Source organism: Acidithiobacillus sp. AMEEHan, from assembly GCF_030996345.1.
In the GTDB taxonomy this organism is placed as follows: domain Bacteria; phylum Pseudomonadota; class Gammaproteobacteria; order Acidithiobacillales; family Acidithiobacillaceae; genus Igneacidithiobacillus.
In genome coordinates this window covers 1,865,636-1,883,300 of sequence record NZ_CP118747.1, presented here as the reverse complement: position 1 = coordinate 1,883,300, position 17,665 = coordinate 1,865,636, and the positions used below count along the sequence as shown (strand labels likewise).

Sequence of the window (17,665 nt, the reverse complement as noted above, 5' to 3'; positions counted from 1 at the left end):
CCCTTAGATTTTTTAGAGGCTATCATGAGGATAAATGAAGAATATCGAAGAGCTGGATACTTCTGGTTACCTGACGCTCCCGAAAGAGTGATTCCGGGAAATCTAACGATATCAGACGGCGGCCTTATAGAGCTGGAAGTTATTGGTCTATTTGATGACAGTACGCGACCCTTGAATGGAGAAGCTGACATCGGCAGGATAGTCGGTCATATCGAAAAGGACGGACCAGTAACGCTCGATAATTGCTTCTACCGGAAGAAAAGCATTCCTTTTGGAGCGATTTCTAAATCTATCATACATGTCAACATGGTTTTGTCCGGATTCACTTACAACAAAGACAAGCCGCTTCGATTTAACGCAGTATCGTTCTCAATCGAAGGCTTAGATGAATGGCTTGGAATTTCTGGAATCGATGTAAGATATGACGATGACTATCATACTGCGACTATAAGCTATGTGCCACAACCAGAAATCCTATACGAACTCAAGAAAGGCTTCAAGCTTCACATTTTCTTTAAATACACGCTTCCTGGCTTTCCACATATAACCGAGGCCAGAATAACTCAGAAAGCATATTTTAAGCTGTCGTCGAAAGATGAAAGAGATATTTCTGATTTTATAGATATTATTCACAAAATTACTTTTCTACTTTGTTTTGCGGTTGACGCAACGGTGGCTGTGAGAAATATATCAGCTATTTCCGATGCTAACATGATTAATTTTCCAGAACAAAAAGCGGAGACAATTCCAATTAAGATCTATTATCCGAGCGTTCCTTTCTCCGGAGAGATGCCAAAGATATCCTTGAATACAATGGTATTTAGATATGGACAGATTCGTGAAAACGCAGAAAGCATAATTAATAACTGGCTTGAAGCGTACACTGTGATTGATCCAGCGCTTGGCTTATATTTTTCTGCCGTCACGAGCTCCCACACGTATCTCGAGGGCAGGTTTTTAGCGCTTGCTCAAGCCCTTGAAACCTACCATAGACGAACCTCACATGAAACCCTAATGGAGAAGAATCGCTTTAGGCCGCTTTTAGCGCTGTTATTGCGTATGTGCCCGAAAGTTAACCGGAGATGGCTGTATGGCCGTTTAATTCACGGGAACGAAATAAGTCTTGGAACTAGAATCAAAAAGATAATAGAACCATTCAAAGGGCACATAGGAAATAGCAATCAACGAAACAGATTAATCAGGACGATCGTAAATACTAGAAATTATTTGACCCACTATAGCGAAAGCCTTGAAGCGGAGGCAGCACATGGGATGGAGTTATGGGAGCTTTGCAAAAAGATGGAAGCAATATTTCAGCTTTATCTTCTAAGACAGCTAGGATTTTCCAACGATGAGATCATCACTATTATCAATGGGAACTATAAGCTTAAAAGCAAGATGTCATGAAACCTAACTGTCACATCGTTTCCGATGGATTACCCATCCACTCCACTAAAGAGTAAGTCTCAGCGCACGTTAAGAGTTTTCATCAGACATTGTCCTCAGTGACGATATCGCGCCAAAGCCTTGCTGTGGCGAACAAAGAAAGGTGCTTGACGTTTGTTGTGGCAATAGTAGCTGAGCCTAGACATGATTCCGTGGCCTGCGCCACTAGAATCATGTCGGTATCCAATGCCTTGTTATCTGCCGTTTGATGTCGCATATTTCGAGCTTTGGCCCAAAAGTCAGCAGCTTATTCCATTATTGACGTGGTGATAGGAAGGCATTCGAGAGTATTGTAAGTTCGTCTAGCCTATCGAGGCCATCCCGCCTATCTACGCGAATAAGTTCTCGTCGCCGTTCATAATCGCAAATCTCTGGGATACAGACAGAACATTCGCCATCAGAAGGGACTCTAACCACTCAGAACATGCCATGGGTTCACTTGAGTGCTTCGGATTGGTTACCAGGATTAGAACGCTGGTATTGAGTAGAACGACATGGTTCACGAGAATAGCTTGCGCTCCGAAAAACGGTCTTGGTCTAATGACTGCTTCAAGTAGTCGAGCGTCTGACGTTGCTCTTGAGCATCAGATTCATAACTACGCCATTTTCTTAGCAAGACTATCGCGGCTCGTTTGCGCCCAGTCAAGCATGGGCCGCCAATCGATGTCTCTCTTTTGGTTTGCAAGCTGACGCACTTTCGCCAATCTAAATAAATTTGATCGGTAGCTCTATTGCTCGGTATCTCGATAATCTGTGCTAAAAGTGCGTTTGCATCCCGTAGCTCGGTTTTTGCTTGTAACGTCGACGGGATATCTTGAAACTTTCCCAATTGTATCCGACCCGTGCTTGAGCTCTTTGTTTCTAATATGGCTCTTCCTGCAATGAGCTGAGCATAAGTCGGTCTAGTGCGTGCTTCACAGCAATTATCACTCAAGGCAAGTCACCGTAGACGGCAATTTCTTTGCCAAGTCCAATAAGTTCATCTAGCACCATTGGTATGCTCTCAGTCGGTATTTCGCCGCTGAATACCGCATCAGTATTGATATCAAGTTCAAGACGACAAGCGATTGGTGCTTTCCCAAGTACCCAGTGCCATGGCCGAAACCTTACCCTCCAGTTCGGTCAGGGCACCGGGGACCCCTTTCATTCCCTGCTTCCGGCCTTGCGGAAGATCCGCGCCAAGCTCATAGAGCAAGCCCCGGATTGCATTGGTCTGCATGGTGCGGATCTTGATCAACTGCTCCCGCACGCGATACAAGGTTAGAACGGATTGCTGCTCTTAGCTTTTGATGGCGACAAAACGCATATCGGGGCGCTGAACAGTCTCCCAGATCTCCACCGCATCTGCCGCATCGGTCTTGTTGGTCTTGATGAAAGAACGCACAAAATGCGCCGTAATCAATAGCACCTCGTGCCCCAGCTTGCCCAGCTCCCGCGTCCAATGGTGGGCACTAGCTCAAGCTTCCATGGCAATGATCCCGGGCTCGCGGTTCACGAAAAACTCCAGAAGCTTGCCAGGCCGTACCTGCTTGCGATGAATCTCGCCTGTCTACCAATATCCCCAGTGCAACTGCATTACCTGTTTTACTAAATTCAGCCCATTAATTGTACTCTGCATAGCGAGTCCTCCTTGACCCAACTGTGGATAAATTTTCCACATTGGCACCTTGATGCCGTCCGATTCAAGCGAGAGCTCCCTTCCAGGAGACTCCTCGCTGCCGATCCAATAGGTAGATGCATCCATTACATCTGATCTGGCGTACGGCACTACCAGATCAGCGTAGCACTTTATATCTAGGAAGCTTTATTAGTCCCACCAATTCTTGGACTTCGACGTATCAGCGGGCACATACTGAGATGGGTCTCCCGCATAGATACGAGCAGACTGGCGGATATATTGCCTCTGCTCTGGTGTCACCGCGTATTTTGCCATCTTTTCCCGCTCATAATCCCACTCCTCAGTTTGCACATCCAAATTCGTCTTACCGCAACTATAACAGCGATGCCAGTGCTCATCACGGAAGGATGCATCCTTTTTATAATACAGCGGCATCCGACACCCACAATCACGACAGTAATACACTTTTAATGGTTTCTTCATTCTCATAACCCTCATAATAAATAGATAACGGATATGTCAAATATCCATATAATTATAGGGTTGTGAATAAATTTTTATGATGGTAAGTTTATTGGATAATGCAAAACTATCTAACGGGCAGCTCTCCCCGAAAGAACAGCCGTTGTTTTTCTTCATGCTTGTATGGTACAAACTGATCCTGCTTGGTAATGTACCATAGAACATACGTTAAGCATTGACGCTTTTCACGATCATCACGATAGATCATTCCAATTGCAGGGCAAGCATACTGATTAAATTTAGCATGTGTATTGAAATATATACCAGTTCCTTGGGTGATGTGCTGCCATCGTTCGGCAATCAGCCTGGATAAATTGGATGCCTTCCAGACTCGATCTCCATTAAATAATAGGACAGCGTGAATGTGGTGCCGTTTTCTTACACTAAACTCAACTCGCGCTATGTAGCCAACCATATGTTCAAATACACCACTCCGTAATTTCATTTCACCTTTCAGCTCTACAAAGTACTCCAGCAGAGTACTCAGGGAATCGTCATGACCATATAAACTTTTAGGGTCCAGGGAAAAATCCATCCGTAGAACTACCATTCTTCGACAACTACAAAATAGACCATCGACATACTGGCATGCACTCACAAACTGACGTCTAAACTGGCTTTCTTGCTTACGAATTGTCTCCTTGAAAGCACGGCTCTGCATCGCCTCTTTCAACGTAAGCACGTATCGATTAACCATCTTCGCCTGTTCTTTGTCCGAATATTTAGTCAAAGGAAAGTTCCTACTGTCTATGTCTTCAGAAAATGCAATACTCGTCTGATAGAATTGTCTTACATACGGAGAGTAGCTCACACCTGGCGTAAAGTCACGTAACCAATCCTTCAAATTTAATATGGCATTATTTATTGCCACGTCTCTATTTTCTATATGACGCCCTATCTCATACGGCAAGATTGGTAAGGCTTCTACGTAACGCATAAAATAGTAAATCTGCACAATCCTATCATGAAAGCTATCTTTATGACACTGGAAGTAATTGATAGATTCAGGAAGCAATATCACTTCATGTGCGTCGCTTAGACGATTGTATATCCCGTCTAAGGATAAACCATAATTCTCCATTTGATCAAAGATGTCATGAATCTTAGTTCTAGTCACTGGATATCCTTTTTATAAAATAATATATTACTCAATCATGATTTAATGTTGTTCGGTTTTTGAGTCGTGCAAAGATATTTGATGGTAAAATAATTTTAATAATGGGGACTGGTTTTTTATTTTTTTGTGTTTGTTTTTTTCAAATAAGTAAGACTGGGTTATTTATTTAGTTGTTGTGTTGTGATAATAGTGGCGTCTTAATTGGATTATCATTAATTAAATATATATCCAGAAAACACGACTTTTATTTGCGGAAGGGTGACGGTGTTTTGCTTGCGCTATTGATAAGAGTGCTTTGAGCCAATCAACTGATGGTAGTTTTATAGTTATGCGCGCACAACATTACAAGAAATGATCCGAAAATAATCGCTCAAGTTTTGCTGACCATGCATGGAGTGCTTCGCGCTTCTCGTTGTCGTAGGTGTGGCGATCGTAGATGGCTGTAACGCCGCCTTCAACGTGATTGAGTATCTTGGAGATGATCAGCCGATTGAATCCCAGCATACCGATATGGGTTGCGGCGGTTCGTCGCAGATCATGAGGGGTAAAGGGGGGAAGGCCTAACAGTTCGTGGTTCTTTCGGAGGGCATGAGATAGCGCTGTGGTTGACATCGGTCGTTCTTTGCCCGCCCCTGTCTTCGGCGAAGCGAAAATGTATTGGGTGCCGGCAATCTTTTCACTCTCGGCAAGGAGGGATAGAGCAAGCGAAGAGAGTGGAACACGGTGGGCTTTTCCATTCTTGGCAATACTGGCAGGTATCGTCCACCAGTCTTCCTCAATCTGTTCCCTACACAGTTGATTGATCTCTCCTAATCTTTGACCGGTTACCAGCATCATACGCAGCACTAATTTCGTAGCCAACGACATGCCCGCTGTCTCGAGGCCACGCCAAAATTGGACGATTTCTTCATCGCTCAGCACACGGTCCTTCTGGTGCTCTTTGGAGGGCGCCTGCACGCCTGCGCATGGGTTGAACTCCAGAATGGATCGGCTCACGCCAAAATTGAACATTTTTCGGATGAGCGCGAGGGTCCTGTTTGCAGCGATCTGGGCACCACGATTGACGATACCGTCTAACAGCAGGACAACATCTCGACGGGTAACATCGCGTGCCTTTTTCTCTCCCCAGACTGGGAGCACATCCCTTACCAGGATGCGCTCATCCTCCCTCCAGGATCGCTTGCGGACTTTCGCCCATTTCTCTAGATACTCAAGAGCAAGATTGGTAACCGTGGGCGCTTTGGCAGCTTCGCTTTTCTTTTGGATTTCTTCTTTAGCCGGATCCACGCCCTGCTCGAGCTTGGAGACTGCCTCTGCGGTTTTCGCTCTGGCCTGAGCGAGGGTGAGCTGAGAAGGGAGATTTCCGTATTCGCCGAGGGTGAGTCGCCTTACCTTGCCGTTGTTGTAGTAACGAAACACAAAAGTCTTACTGCCCGTCGGAGCAACTCGGACCAGGAGAGTGCCCCTTCCATGGTCATTTTCGTCTGCCATCTCGTAGCGTTTAGCTTGGCTTTTGGCATTGGCAATCTTGCGGTCGGTTAACATCTTCTGGCTCGGCATCGGCTGGTATGCCGATCATAACCGAGGTCAGCTCTGGGTCAAGTCTGGGTCAAGTTTTGCTTGAGATTCAGTGAGGCATACTGACATCATCATAACTAGTCATAGCTATTCAACACAATGATATTGTTAATGATACTGACATCATGTGCCCTATTATGATTTCTACTGAAGAGTAATATATGCCGATTCGTAATCAGTAGGTCAGAGGTTCGATTCCCCTCAACGGCACCAATAAAAACAAAGCGTTAAACAGAAATTCTGATGATATTTTTTCTTCTCTTGGCTACAGTTCTGCCAAAGAAGCTTTCTTCCACGGTTTTGTAAACCCACGAATGAAGAGAAATGAGCTACTCTCATGAGTATTATGGCTTAGCTCTCTTGGGACATGAGAAAACGCTGTGGACATATCTCTGACCCGACTGAAGTGGGCGTTCCGGCGATCGTGCGCACTGATCCCGCTGAAGCAATATCTAATGATGAGCATGCGGATCATCAGTTCGGGCTTCACCGAGGCGCGACCCGTTTGGCTCTGGTACCCTGCCCAAAAAGGCCACCACAACCGGGATTATTCACCACAATTGACCGAAAGCAGTCATTCATGACATCGAAGATACATGATTATTCAATGGAAATAAAAATACAAAACATCAAAAGGCAGATACAGTCGATATAATGACTACATCAAATAGAATAAATTTCTTTCCAGATCATATAAATGGCAACGAACGTAATCAAAGTGACAAAAACGAAATTCAATTGTGCTTTGTTTTTTCCGATACGCTCTGCGGTACGAGCGCCTAGCCAGCCGCCAACCAGTCCACCCAATAGATATTCTCCAGCGATTGACCAATCAACAAGTCCGCTCCAAGCGTAACTCGACGCCGTTGCCAAACCCAGAACCCCAACGGCAAGCAAAGAGGATCCAACTGCCTGCAGAATCGTCATGCGGGCAGAACGTATAAGAGCTGGAACGATCAAAAATCCACCACCAATGCCAAAAAACCCCGAAAGCAGCCCTACGCCACCTCCATAGGCATAAACACAAGGATGATGCTGGCAAACAGGTCCGCGGTTCTGTGGCGGCTGTCCTTTTTGTCTATACATGCTGTAAGCAACAACCAGCATTAGCAGTGCAAAAAAGATCAATAGCACATGACCGTTGATTATTTTTCCGATTTCTGCACCAATCAAAGCGCCGATAACCCCAGCCAGTGCAAAATGGATTGCCGGTTTCCAGAGAACATTGCCAGCGCGCGCATGCGGGATCAAATTCATCAACGCGTTGAGGCCGACCGCTAATGCCGTTGTACCAATCACAATGTGTGCATCCGAAACACCAACAAAATACAGCAGTAGAGGTACGGCAAGGATGGAGCCTCCTCCACCAATCAAACCGAGAGAGAATCCCACAACCATGCCCGACAGCACGCACTCCACATTTTGCAAAGCGCTAAGCAACATCAGATAGTCCGTTGATTATAAAGATATCGCACATGCTCAGAAAAGATAGTTCACCTGCACCCCGAAAGCATTTTCCGCGAGAGAAGCACTGATGGGAATCTCTGTTCCAGGAATCTCTCCTTGCGTGCTAGCTGGAAAGGCATGCATGTACGCCTCTACCAATTGCCACCCTCGACCAAGGTTTTCTGTTGCACCGACACTCACTTGATTCTGTACGATGGCGGGAGCCAGAAGGTTGGGATACAAGTTCCTCGGCCCAACCGGGCTGGACCCATGGGAATATCCTGCGCGCACAGTAAAAATGTGAGACAAGTGATACTGCAGGCCAATGGCACCAACCCAAACGTTACGCCAGTTTGTGTCCATGACCAGTGGAGCGCCATTGTTCCATGGTCCATTGATGGTCACGGTATTGAGAGTGCTGCGCCAATCAAACCACTGACCCTGCAGACTCACCAGAAAACGTTTGCCAGGATGCAGAGCGATACCCAACGCAATCTCTTGCGGATAGTTTAACTGCATACTATATTGCCCAGGACCACCGGTTTGCTGAATCCCTCCGGTAACAGGGTTCGGTACAGACTCCGCACCTTCCTGCCAGGTTAATGGCGTAAAGAATAATGGCGATCGATAAGTGGCTCCTAAGGTGACCAATGAATTTACCTGATAGAGCGCGCCAATCGTAACGCCAATACCATACGCACTGGCTGGACTCGCAAAGTTGACACCCACTTGAAAGGGCATCCCATTTTCTGAACCACTTTCCGTCTCCTGAAAAGACACATTCTCATTCGCCATATCCAAGGCGACTCCAAGACTCAAGCGATGCGTTGGTCGCCAGGCTATTCCTAACGCCGCAATCATCATAGATATGCTGGAGTATGCTTTAAGCGTGGCGGGGAGCAGTGTTGACGGACTGGTCGGACTGGGCACGAAAAAGGGAGATTGAAGATAATTGACTCCCAAGCCTGCGGTACCGAAGAAGCCTCCTCCAAGAAACAGACGATTTCCACTGATGGGAACCATCCAACCCAAGGCGGGTGTACCATAGACATTCGTATGACTACCTATCTTGCCTTGTCCGAAGGACGCCGTGCGGGATGGATTGAAAAGCTCGGCAGAGGCGTCACCTTGCGGACGGATTTCAGATAGACCGGCAGGGTTACTGATCACCGTCATGGCATCACCAGGCGCAGCAACTACAGCACCGGACATCCCCAATTCATATTGTCCTATCCCGTTGAATTGATAGCCTACAGTTGCCATAACCGTAGTCGGTACGACAGTTGTAAGACAAGACAATACCAGGATCAAAGTTCGCCGTTTCATAACGTCATCCTTTTCAGGCGGGATAGCGCTTGCCACTATCCCGGTGCGGCAGATCTGCTGCCCGTTAGTACGGATCCTTCTCATTGTAATACGCAACCACAATGAGCATGACGAACACGGGAATAATCAACGTGTAAAACCACGCGTATGGATCGGGGGCATAACTAGTTGCTCCACCAGTAGCGATAGCCGCGATCACAACCGTCGCGACAACCGCAAACACTATAATTCCGTTGATCACTGGATTACTACTATGGTCTTTCATGATCTATCTCCTTCAAGGATTCACTTTCTCAGAGACGTTGCCATACACGAACTTTGCGGTGATAACACCAGAGATCATGACGACGACACCGAAGAACAAACCGCTGGCAGCCATTTGCACTACGCCGCTAAGGATATGACCGGAGGCACAACCATCCGCCATTCGTGCTCCAAAGAGCATGAGGTAACTCCCGATGAATACACCCATAGCTCTTTTCCATTCGGTATTACCAAACCGGTTTCTCCATGAGGGAGGGATGACCTTACGAAATGCTGTAAACCTTTTGGTAAAAATTACAGCCGAAAAGAAAGCGCCAAGGAATGTTCCAATATCAGAGAAGGGCTCCCAACCGATATGACTAAGAACACCAATGGAGTACTTGTAGGTAGGCATAATGAGCACGGCGATAATCCAGGAGTAGGTTGTGGACTCTCCAAAGATTTGATGCAGCATGATTCCCATAACCACGGCAAAACCGACGAGTATTGCTATTAGTAACATCGCACGTGAATAAACGTTAGGCTCAGAGGACATCGCACGAGCGAAATGCTCCGCTTTGCTCCCTTTTCTTGCAATAGATCCTTCGAGCAAATATGCGGTGGTATCTTCTCTCATGGCCTGCACCTCAGGGGTTTTTTCCGCTGGCCCATCTTCCCCGCGAATGATTGCGCGGAGGCAGCTATGATGCGTATTTCTAAACCGTGGCAAAAAATAGGCAATCGCCAGCAGCACAAGCGCGTATGGTATAGCAATCAAGAAGAGAGTTATCGGGCTTGTTTTTGCAATGGTTTGACCGGTGATGATTACCGAACCAACATTTGCTTGATTGACCAACCATTGACCTGCAGAGGTCTGATAAAGAGCTGTCCAGGATGCAGCCCCAAGAAGCCCAGCAGGAATTGCGAACAATGCATCCCGACGCCCCTCACCCAATGCCATCCACTCAGACCCCGGAAAATAGCCGGAAATCGCCAACCCGATACCAAAGAGGATTCCTCCGAGCCCGACGCCATAGAAATACAATGGTTTCAGGCCAAAGTGCATATCAATGCCAAGGGCATATAGGCCATACAAGAGCAATACAGCAAAAGCTCCTCCTAAGGAAATACAGGTAACAAATAGGCGGTCGATCCAACGTGTGAGTCGAATAATTGATTCGGGGTTTGCGATTCCCCATGCCTCTGCCAAACCACCGATGGTGAATCCAACAAGTATACCTACCCACTGAGGAGCAGTAATCGATATCCCGGACATGATCAAATCCTTTCTAGTCGGAACTAGCTGATCAAGCGACAACGAAATAGGTATATCCGGCAGCACGCGCGGCGGCGACCGCTTTCAAACCCGGCTGCAAAACCGCCCCTTTGGGAGGTTCTGCGTTTTCTAGTCCAGCAACCCCCATACTTACCGAACAGATTTCTAGGCTGAGGCCCTTCGTAATCGCTTCCTCCATCGCTCTCCTAAGTTTTCCCGGCGCAAAAAGCGGAACTACCGCCATGCCCAGAGCAACCACTTTCAAATCTACATGCCCCAAGTTCTGGCTTGTCATGATCATTACATGTTCCCACTCTTGGGGCGTCATTACCTGCAGTACCCATTTATCCATGGAAACCTCCCTTCAGTTCCGTGATCGAGGAGCTTACTCATTAATAGGAGCAACTTCCGGGCCACAAAGGCCAGCGTATAAGAATCTAACAAAAACATGTTGTTATATTTATATATATAAATGATGTTTCTCAACTTTGGTTTAAATAAACCAATTGCTATGGTTTATATGAGCCAGCACGGTTTATAAGCACCAGTCAAGCAAACCGCCCCTCTTGATAGAGACCCTCCAGAAGACCGATTTTCCTAACCCGTTTAGCGCCACCGGGTGCAAAAGGATGGCCCTAGCCCACAATGCTCACGAGTGATCAGCTGCTCGAAGCGGAATGACCGAATGATAAACAATCAGTGGCTCATCTGTCCGCGGCTTACCTGTGGCTTACCTGGAGCCAAAGTGTTGTCCGATTGCAACCACCTCAATAATCATTGAAAATAGTCCCTACCCTCTGATTTACATAGGTAATCCGGATTCAATGAGAAGTCATGGGAAGCGAGGGATCTTCATTCATAATCCGTAGGTCAGAGGTCCGATTCTCCTCAACGGCACCAAATATCCCAAGCGCTTGTGGCAATCTCTTCACTCTGCGATCTGGACGGCCAGACCGCCCGCGGCGTTGAAGTGCTCGTCCCGGCTGTAGAGGACAAACCGGCCTCGATGGTCAAGGCTAGTGGGCACCACGACCACCCAAGTGAACGGCTTGCTCAAGTTGTGCCACCAGTTCCAGAACACAGCGCATAAAAAAGGCCCTTCGAAGGATGCAGAATCAGGCGGGTACTTCGCTGCGACCATAGATGCCTGCAAAGCGCACGAGATTGTCTTCACCCGCTAGGTGCGATCAACCGCCACCAAGAAGAGGTCAGGGCAGATTTGCGCTCTATCATGGGCCGCAGATCCCGGGGGTGACCGAATTTTATAGGCCCATCGCTATATTCTAGTTTACATTTCGATCGAGGCTTTATATATTCGCGAATATCATATCGCACTGGAGCCTACGCCGATGAAATCTCTTCGCAAAACCCCTCTTGCCGTCGCTTTCGCCTTGGGCCTTATCCTGCCCGTAGCGGCGAATGCCGAAACCATGCTCGCCGCGTTTGCCGGTTCCATGGGTAACGTCATGAACCTGCACCTGGGCCCGGCCTTCGCCAAGAGCCATCACGTCGAATTTCGCGGCGAGGGTCAAGGAGCTTATGCCCTGGCCCACCTAATCGTTGGACACCAGATCACCCCTGACGTGTTCATATCCATTACGCCCGGCCCCATCGAGGTGCTGCAAAAGGCAGGGCTGGTCAAGACCGCCTATCCGGTCGCCAGTACCCAGATGTGTATCGCCTACAGTCCCAACGGTCCCTTTGCGAAGGATTTTGCTAGTGGCAAGATGCCTTGGTACAAGATTCTGCAGTTGCCTGGCGCCACCTTCGGTCGCACCGACCCCAAGACCGACCCCCAGGGGCAGAACATCGTGTTCACCATGCAGCTTGCGGAAAAATATTATCACCAGCCCGGTCTGGTGCAGAAAATTCTCGGGCCGATAGAAAATCCCAAGCAGATCTTCACCGAAATGTCTCTGCTGGCGCGACTCAAGGCAGGGCAGATTGCGGCATCCTCAGGCTACCTGAGTGCCGTCAAGTCCTTGCACCTGCCGTATATCAAGTTGCCGGTGCAGATCAACCTGAGTGACCCGCAATACAAGCAATCCTGGTACGATAAGGCGGGTTTCAAACTTGATGTGGATGGCAAGGAAAAGACCGTCACTCCACAGCCTTTGGTCTTCTACGCCGCGGTGCCGAGTACGGCGCCCGACCCAAAACTGGGCGAGGCCTTCATCAAGTTCATGCAGAGTCCTGAGGGTCAGAAGATGTTCCGCGACGACGGCTACAGCGCACCCAAAGGCGCGCCCCTAAGCTGATCGCGCAAGTCGTGAGCAACTGACGATCTGTTCGCAAGTGAGCAGATCGTTCTAGCTTTCGTTATATATGATTAAGTACTACCAACAGGAATGACCGATGAAACGCAAAAACTCTCCATGCAATCGTGTTGGCCGCTTGCGCCCTGGGTGGCGTTGCCCATGGCGAGACCCTGAGCCAGTTCTTCGCCAAGAGCAAGATCGACGGGCAGATTCGCTCCTATTATTTCACCCGCCTCTATGGCACTCCCAACACCATCAACGCGTACGCGTATTCTCTCGCCGGCCGCATCAACATCCTCACGGCGCCATTTTTGAGCGGTTTTCGAGTCGGGGTGAGCTTCTACACCGCGAACGCCCTGGGCACTCTGGCGAGTAACCCGGCGCGGGTCGACAAAACCCTGATGGGGGATCAAAACTCCGTCAACGCCCTGGGTCAGGCCTATTTGGAGTACCAGGACCACTGGCTCACCGCCAAGGTCGGTAACCAGCTCGTCGATACCCCCTGGCTCAATCGTGTGGGTGGTCGGGTCATCCCGGTCACCTATCAGGGCGTCACCCTGGCGGTGCACCCGGTATCCGGTTTGACGCTGGATGCACTGCGCATTTTCCGTTGGAAAGATCGCACCAACGACCAATTCACCCGCACCAACCTCTACTATTATGGCCCGAGCTACGGCGATTACCTCTATGGTGGCCCCAACGTCCTGCCGCAAAGTTACTCCATGGAGCACCCGAGCAACGGCGCCTTGGCCTTCGGCGCCCAGTATCATTGGCACACTGCCAAGACTCAGGCTTGGTTTTACCAGTTTGATCAGTTTGCCAATATGCTCTATTGGGACGGCAGTTACCGTTTGCCGGTTTCTGCTCCTGCACAGCCATTTGTTGCCGCCCAGTTTACCCGCGAATGGGGCGCTGGCGAGGCCTTCGCAAGCACCGGCACGACTTTGTTCGGACAGCCCGGTCAGGGCGTCAATGCGACAAGTTGGGGAGTGAAGGCAGGTATTCAATTTCCCCATGGCAGTCTCTGGTATGCCTACGACAGCACTGAGCTGCACGCCAACGCTTTGGGTGGCGGCGCCATCATCTCGCCCTACACCGTCGGCTACACCGCAGACCCTCTCTATGTAGACGCCATGATCCAGGGCTTGGTGGGCGTGGGACCGGGGCATGGCTGGCGGGTACGTGCCGCCTATTGGCCGATTCCCAAGCAACTGCAATTTACCGCCGGTTTCTCACAGTTCAATACGTACTTTTCCGGGGACAGCAACTGGACCCACTTCAACGTGAGTTATTTCCCGGGGGGCATGTTCCAGGGCCTCTGCCTACGGGATCAGGTCGAGGTGGGAAATGGTGGCGCGCCCGGACTATACCCAGGCTCGGGTCAGCACTCCTTTGTCTACAACCGAGTGATGTTCACCTACAAGTTTTAACTCATTTACCAATAGAAACGTTGGTGGCCTTGATGATAGCGGCCACCTTGTCCCCCACCTGCAGGTTCATCTCCCGGGCACTGCGGGTGGTAATCACTGCAGCGATCTTGCCTGCCGCGGTTTCCATGACCACCTCCGTCAGCACCTTGTCTTCCATGATCTCCAGCACCTTTCCACTGAGTTGATTGCGAATACTCGTTTGCATCCTCACAAGCTCCCTTCATGACACACAGGCGTTCAGCATAGAGCAGCTCTGAGCCAACGACAAGGGCATAGTAATTACCGGAAGTAATTTCAGTAATAATAAATAAGCATTGGCGTCCAGATTTTGGACCACCTATTCTCTACTCGCAAGAAGACAGAATGTGTTTTCATGCAGCGAGAAGAAAAGAGGAGTAATCAATGAAAAAAATACCATTATTCATAGTCGGATTAATTGCCCTACCAACCATCAGCCAGGGTCAGACGCTTCAGGACTTTTTGGAGAAGTCTACGGTCACGGGCGATATTCGCTCGTATTATTACAACCAGATGTTTGGCGGTGACGCCGTGGAGAATCGCTATGCGTATTCTCTTGGCGGCATGATCAAGGTACAGACGGCGCCCCTTTTCGGCGTAAGCGCCGGCGTCGCTTTTTACACGGCCAACGATCTTGGGGTCAATGACACAAGCGGCGCCCAGAAACGCTTGGACCCTTTGCTGATGGGCTCCAGAACATCTTTGAATGTACTTGGCCAAGCATATCTGCAATACCAAAATCCCTGGTTGCAGGTGGACGTTGGCAATTTGCTACTCAATACTCCGTGGATGGGACCTGCCGACGCTTTCATGATTCCCAACACCTATCAAGCGGTCACCGCAACGCTCCATCCCCTACCCAACCTGAGCATCATCGCGATTCGCGAATTTCGCTATAAAAATCGCATTCAGGCGGATTACCATCGGCAAACGCTGCTCAATTACAATGCCCACTACAGCTACCTCCCAGACGATAGCAATGGGACCCTTGCCTTTGGCCTCAAGGCCCAGGAACTGGGCATCAAGGCCAGCGCGTGGTTCTACCGTTTCTATGACCTGACCAATCTGTTCTATGGCACTCTAGGTTATACCACGCCAGAACTTTTTCATTATTTTCAGCCATTTGCAGATTTTCAGTACGCTCGGGAATGGGCCGACGGCGCCCAATTGGCAGGGCCAGTGAATGCCACGGTGTTTGGCGGCATGCTAGGCATCAAGGCGCGGCTTTGGGGTATGCGTGGCAGCATTTTTGCAGCCTACAACCATATCCCGCAACGTGCCACGACCCTGCCCAGTGGCGAGACCTTGATGAACGGCGGCTTCATTTCGCCCTTCTCGCAACAGTATAGTGCTGACCCCCTCTACACCAGCATCATGAATTATGGGCTTGTATCGGCGTCTGCCTCTGGCCATGCCTGGAAGGCCGGCTTCGTGTTTTTTCCCTTACCCAATCTTCGTTTCAAATATTCCTATAGCTGGTATCACACCGCCCCTTTTTACCCGAATGTAGAAGCCAACTACATTGATGTGACGTATACCCCAGGAGGGTTCTGGAAAGGGCTATCTCTACGTAATCGCCTGGCCATTGATCACAGCAATCCGTTTGCGAATTATCATGGCACCTTCGTCGATGATCGATTGATGTTGCAATACAGTTTTTAAGAGCAATTTTCCTCCTCCCCATGGTGGCGTGGGGTTAATGGCAGCAGAGTATTGCTGCCTTTTTTATCTGCCACATATGATTACACAGCCTTATCAAGAAAATCATTTGTAATTATTATTTATAAAATAAAATATGGCAACAAATAATTTTCTTTGTGCTAACAAGAGAATGAAGCCAAAATTATTTCACCCAATATCCATGGAGGTGATCATCGTGAAACGCAGGATACTAAAACATTCTCTTATGGCGCTAATCATCCTGGCGGCACTAAAACAAATGGCGGTGGCCGATATCACCGTCACCGCTCCAGAAGATACGGCAGACCCTTTGTTCACACAACCGGCGCCGCAAGCGTGGCACTTCGGCTCCGAGAACAGGAAATCAGGCGCATCGTTAACAACACAGGAGCAAGAACAAAACAGCGTCACCGTGAAGACGGCTCCCCCCAGCAACACGAAGTAAAAGGGCGGCTTACGCTCAACCACGGGCGACTTGGATTTCTGCGGCCGCCTGTTTCGCCCGCTGGCGGGCGAGGTCGATCGTGTCCGCGCTGGCCAATGCTACCCCGAGGCGACGCAGCTTCTGCGCCTGCGGTTTACCAAACAGGTGCAGATCGCTTTCGGGGACGGCTAGGGCAGCAGCTACGCCGCTGTATACCGGCCCCCAGCCGACGTCGCCGGCGCGAATCACTGCCGAAGCCGAGGCGCGCCGAAATCCCGGATCCACCGGCAAACCGAGGATCGCGCGCAGGTGCAGCTCAAATTCGTTCTGGCGCTGGCTGATCAGCGTCACCATACCGGTGTCGTGAGGGCGAGGGGATAATTCGCTGAAATAGACCTCCTCGCCGCGCACAAAGAATTCCACCCCAAAGATACCGCGTCCGCCCAAGGCCTCGGTCACCTGCCGCGCCATTTCCTGCGCCGCGGTCAGTGCCTTGGCGGACATGGGCTGCGGTTGCCAGGATTCGACGTAATCGCCCGCCTCCTGGCGATGGCCAATGGGTTCACAAAAGACCGTTTCGGTCGCGCCCCGCACCGTCAGCAGGGTGATTTCAAAATCGAAATCGACAAAACCCTCGATAATGACTCGCTGGCCACGCACCCGCCCGGCGCTCTGCGCTTCCTCCCAAGCGGCGCCGACTTCGTCGAAGGAGTGCAGCACCGACTGCCCCTTGCCGCTGGAAGACATCACCGGCTTGACGACGCAGGGGAAACCGATCTTCGCGCTGGCTTTCTGCAGCTCCACCAAAGAACCAGCAAAGGCATAGGGAGAGGTTCGCAGGGAGAGCTCCTCGGCGGCAAGGCGGCGGATGCCTTCGCGATCCATGGTCAGGCGCACCGCTCGGGCCGTGGGAATGACCGTGGCCAGGCCTCTTTCTTCAATTTGCGCCAAGGCGTGGGTGGCGATGGCCTCGATTTCCGGTACCACAAAATCTGGCCGTTCACGCGCCACCAGGGCCAGAATCGCGTCGGCATCGGTCATATCGATGACCTCGCTACGATGCGCGACCTGCATGGCAGGCGCATGGGCGTAGCGGTCGACGGCGATAGTCTCCACCCCCAGACGCTGCGCGGCGATGATGAACTCCTTGCCCAATTCACCAGCGCCCAGCAGCAGAATCCGCGTTGCCCCTGCTGCCAGCGGCGTACCCAAAGAAAATTCCATCGCCATCCGTCCTGATCCTTATGAGCTGACTATACTGAGAGCATAGCAGTGTCAGCCGG

The 17,665-nt window shown here is 49.8% G+C and carries 14 protein-coding genes and 1 pseudogene; 5 read left to right on the top strand and 10 right to left on the bottom strand.

The genetic code is table 11. The features are described 5' to 3' along the window. Window positions 1-24 precede the first annotated feature (24 nt). Window positions 25-1,407 carry a HEPN domain-containing protein gene (locus tag ORD17_RS09780; RefSeq protein WP_308388299.1) on the top strand — a complete coding sequence of 461 codons (1,383 nt, stop codon included), beginning with the start codon at window positions 25-27 and terminating at the stop codon, window positions 1,405-1,407. Window positions 1,408-2,527: 1,120 nt separating this feature from the next. On the opposite strand, the pseudogene ORD17_RS09775 reads toward ORD17_RS09780, so the two are convergent. The 8 genes and pseudogenes from ORD17_RS09775 to ORD17_RS09740 all read right to left on the bottom strand — a co-directional run. Beyond that, window positions 2,528-3,064: pseudogene (locus ORD17_RS09775) on the bottom strand (transposase); the annotation flags it as partial. 589 nt (window positions 3,065-3,653) lie between these two features. Beyond that, window positions 3,654-4,703, bottom strand: coding sequence for an inovirus-type Gp2 protein (locus ORD17_RS09770; RefSeq protein ID WP_308388298.1), 1,050 nt, complete (start codon window positions 4,701-4,703; stop codon window positions 3,654-3,656). A gap of 342 nt (window positions 4,704-5,045) precedes the next feature. Next, window positions 5,046-6,248 (bottom strand): tyrosine-type recombinase/integrase, encoded by a 1,203-nt coding sequence (locus ORD17_RS09765; RefSeq protein ID WP_308388296.1) that lies wholly within the window; start codon window positions 6,246-6,248, stop codon window positions 5,046-5,048. 696 nt (window positions 6,249-6,944) lie between these two features. Continuing rightward, a complete protein-coding gene (locus tag ORD17_RS09760) occupies window positions 6,945-7,724 on the bottom strand; it encodes a sulfite exporter TauE/SafE family protein (RefSeq protein ID WP_308388295.1) in 780 nt (259 codons plus the stop codon). Between the two features lie 36 nt (window positions 7,725-7,760). Beyond that, window positions 7,761-9,053, bottom strand: coding sequence for an outer membrane protein transport protein (locus ORD17_RS09755; protein WP_308388293.1), 1,293 nt, complete (start codon window positions 9,051-9,053; stop codon window positions 7,761-7,763). 64 nt (window positions 9,054-9,117) lie between these two features. Next, window positions 9,118-9,318 carry a hypothetical protein gene (locus ORD17_RS09750; RefSeq protein ID WP_308388291.1) on the bottom strand — a complete coding sequence of 67 codons (201 nt, stop codon included), beginning with the start codon at window positions 9,316-9,318 and terminating at the stop codon, window positions 9,118-9,120. Between the two features lie 12 nt (window positions 9,319-9,330). Then, window positions 9,331-10,572 (bottom strand): YeeE/YedE thiosulfate transporter family protein, encoded by a 1,242-nt coding sequence (locus ORD17_RS09745; protein WP_308388288.1) that lies wholly within the window; start codon window positions 10,570-10,572, stop codon window positions 9,331-9,333. Window positions 10,573-10,603: 31 nt separating this feature from the next. Further along, a complete protein-coding gene (locus ORD17_RS09740; protein ID WP_308388286.1) occupies window positions 10,604-10,924 on the bottom strand; it encodes a hypothetical protein in 321 nt (106 codons plus the stop codon). Between the two features lie 997 nt (window positions 10,925-11,921). Between ORD17_RS09740 and ORD17_RS09735 the strand changes: the two genes are divergently transcribed. Beyond that, window positions 11,922-12,830, top strand: a complete 909-nt coding sequence (locus ORD17_RS09735; RefSeq protein ID WP_308388284.1) for an extracellular solute-binding protein — start codon at window positions 11,922-11,924, stop codon at window positions 12,828-12,830. 125 nt (window positions 12,831-12,955) lie between these two features. Then, window positions 12,956-14,260, top strand: coding sequence for an OprD family outer membrane porin (locus ORD17_RS09730; RefSeq protein WP_308388283.1), 1,305 nt, complete (start codon window positions 12,956-12,958; stop codon window positions 14,258-14,260). 1 nt (window position 14,261) lies between these two features. On the opposite strand, the gene ORD17_RS09725 is transcribed toward ORD17_RS09730, so the two are convergent. After that, the gene (locus ORD17_RS09725; RefSeq protein WP_308388281.1) at window positions 14,262-14,465 is read right to left on the bottom strand and encodes a TOBE domain-containing protein; all 204 of its coding nucleotides are present in this window, start codon (window positions 14,463-14,465) and stop codon (window positions 14,262-14,264) included. 197 nt (window positions 14,466-14,662) lie between these two features. On the opposite strand from ORD17_RS09725, the gene ORD17_RS09720 reads away from it, so the two are divergent. Beyond that, window positions 14,663-15,940, top strand: a complete 1,278-nt coding sequence (locus tag ORD17_RS09720; RefSeq protein WP_308388279.1) for a hypothetical protein — start codon at window positions 14,663-14,665, stop codon at window positions 15,938-15,940. Window positions 15,941-16,073: 133 nt separating this feature from the next. Beyond that, window positions 16,074-16,403: a hypothetical protein gene (locus ORD17_RS09715; protein ID WP_308388278.1), complete on the top strand. Its 330-nt coding sequence runs from the start codon at window positions 16,074-16,076 to the stop codon at window positions 16,401-16,403. A gap of 15 nt (window positions 16,404-16,418) precedes the next feature. On the opposite strand, the gene purT is transcribed toward ORD17_RS09715, so the two are convergent. Continuing rightward, window positions 16,419-17,606 (bottom strand): formate-dependent phosphoribosylglycinamide formyltransferase, encoded by a 1,188-nt coding sequence (gene purT, locus ORD17_RS09710; protein WP_308390088.1) that lies wholly within the window; start codon window positions 17,604-17,606, stop codon window positions 16,419-16,421. Window positions 17,607-17,665 lie beyond the last annotated feature (59 nt).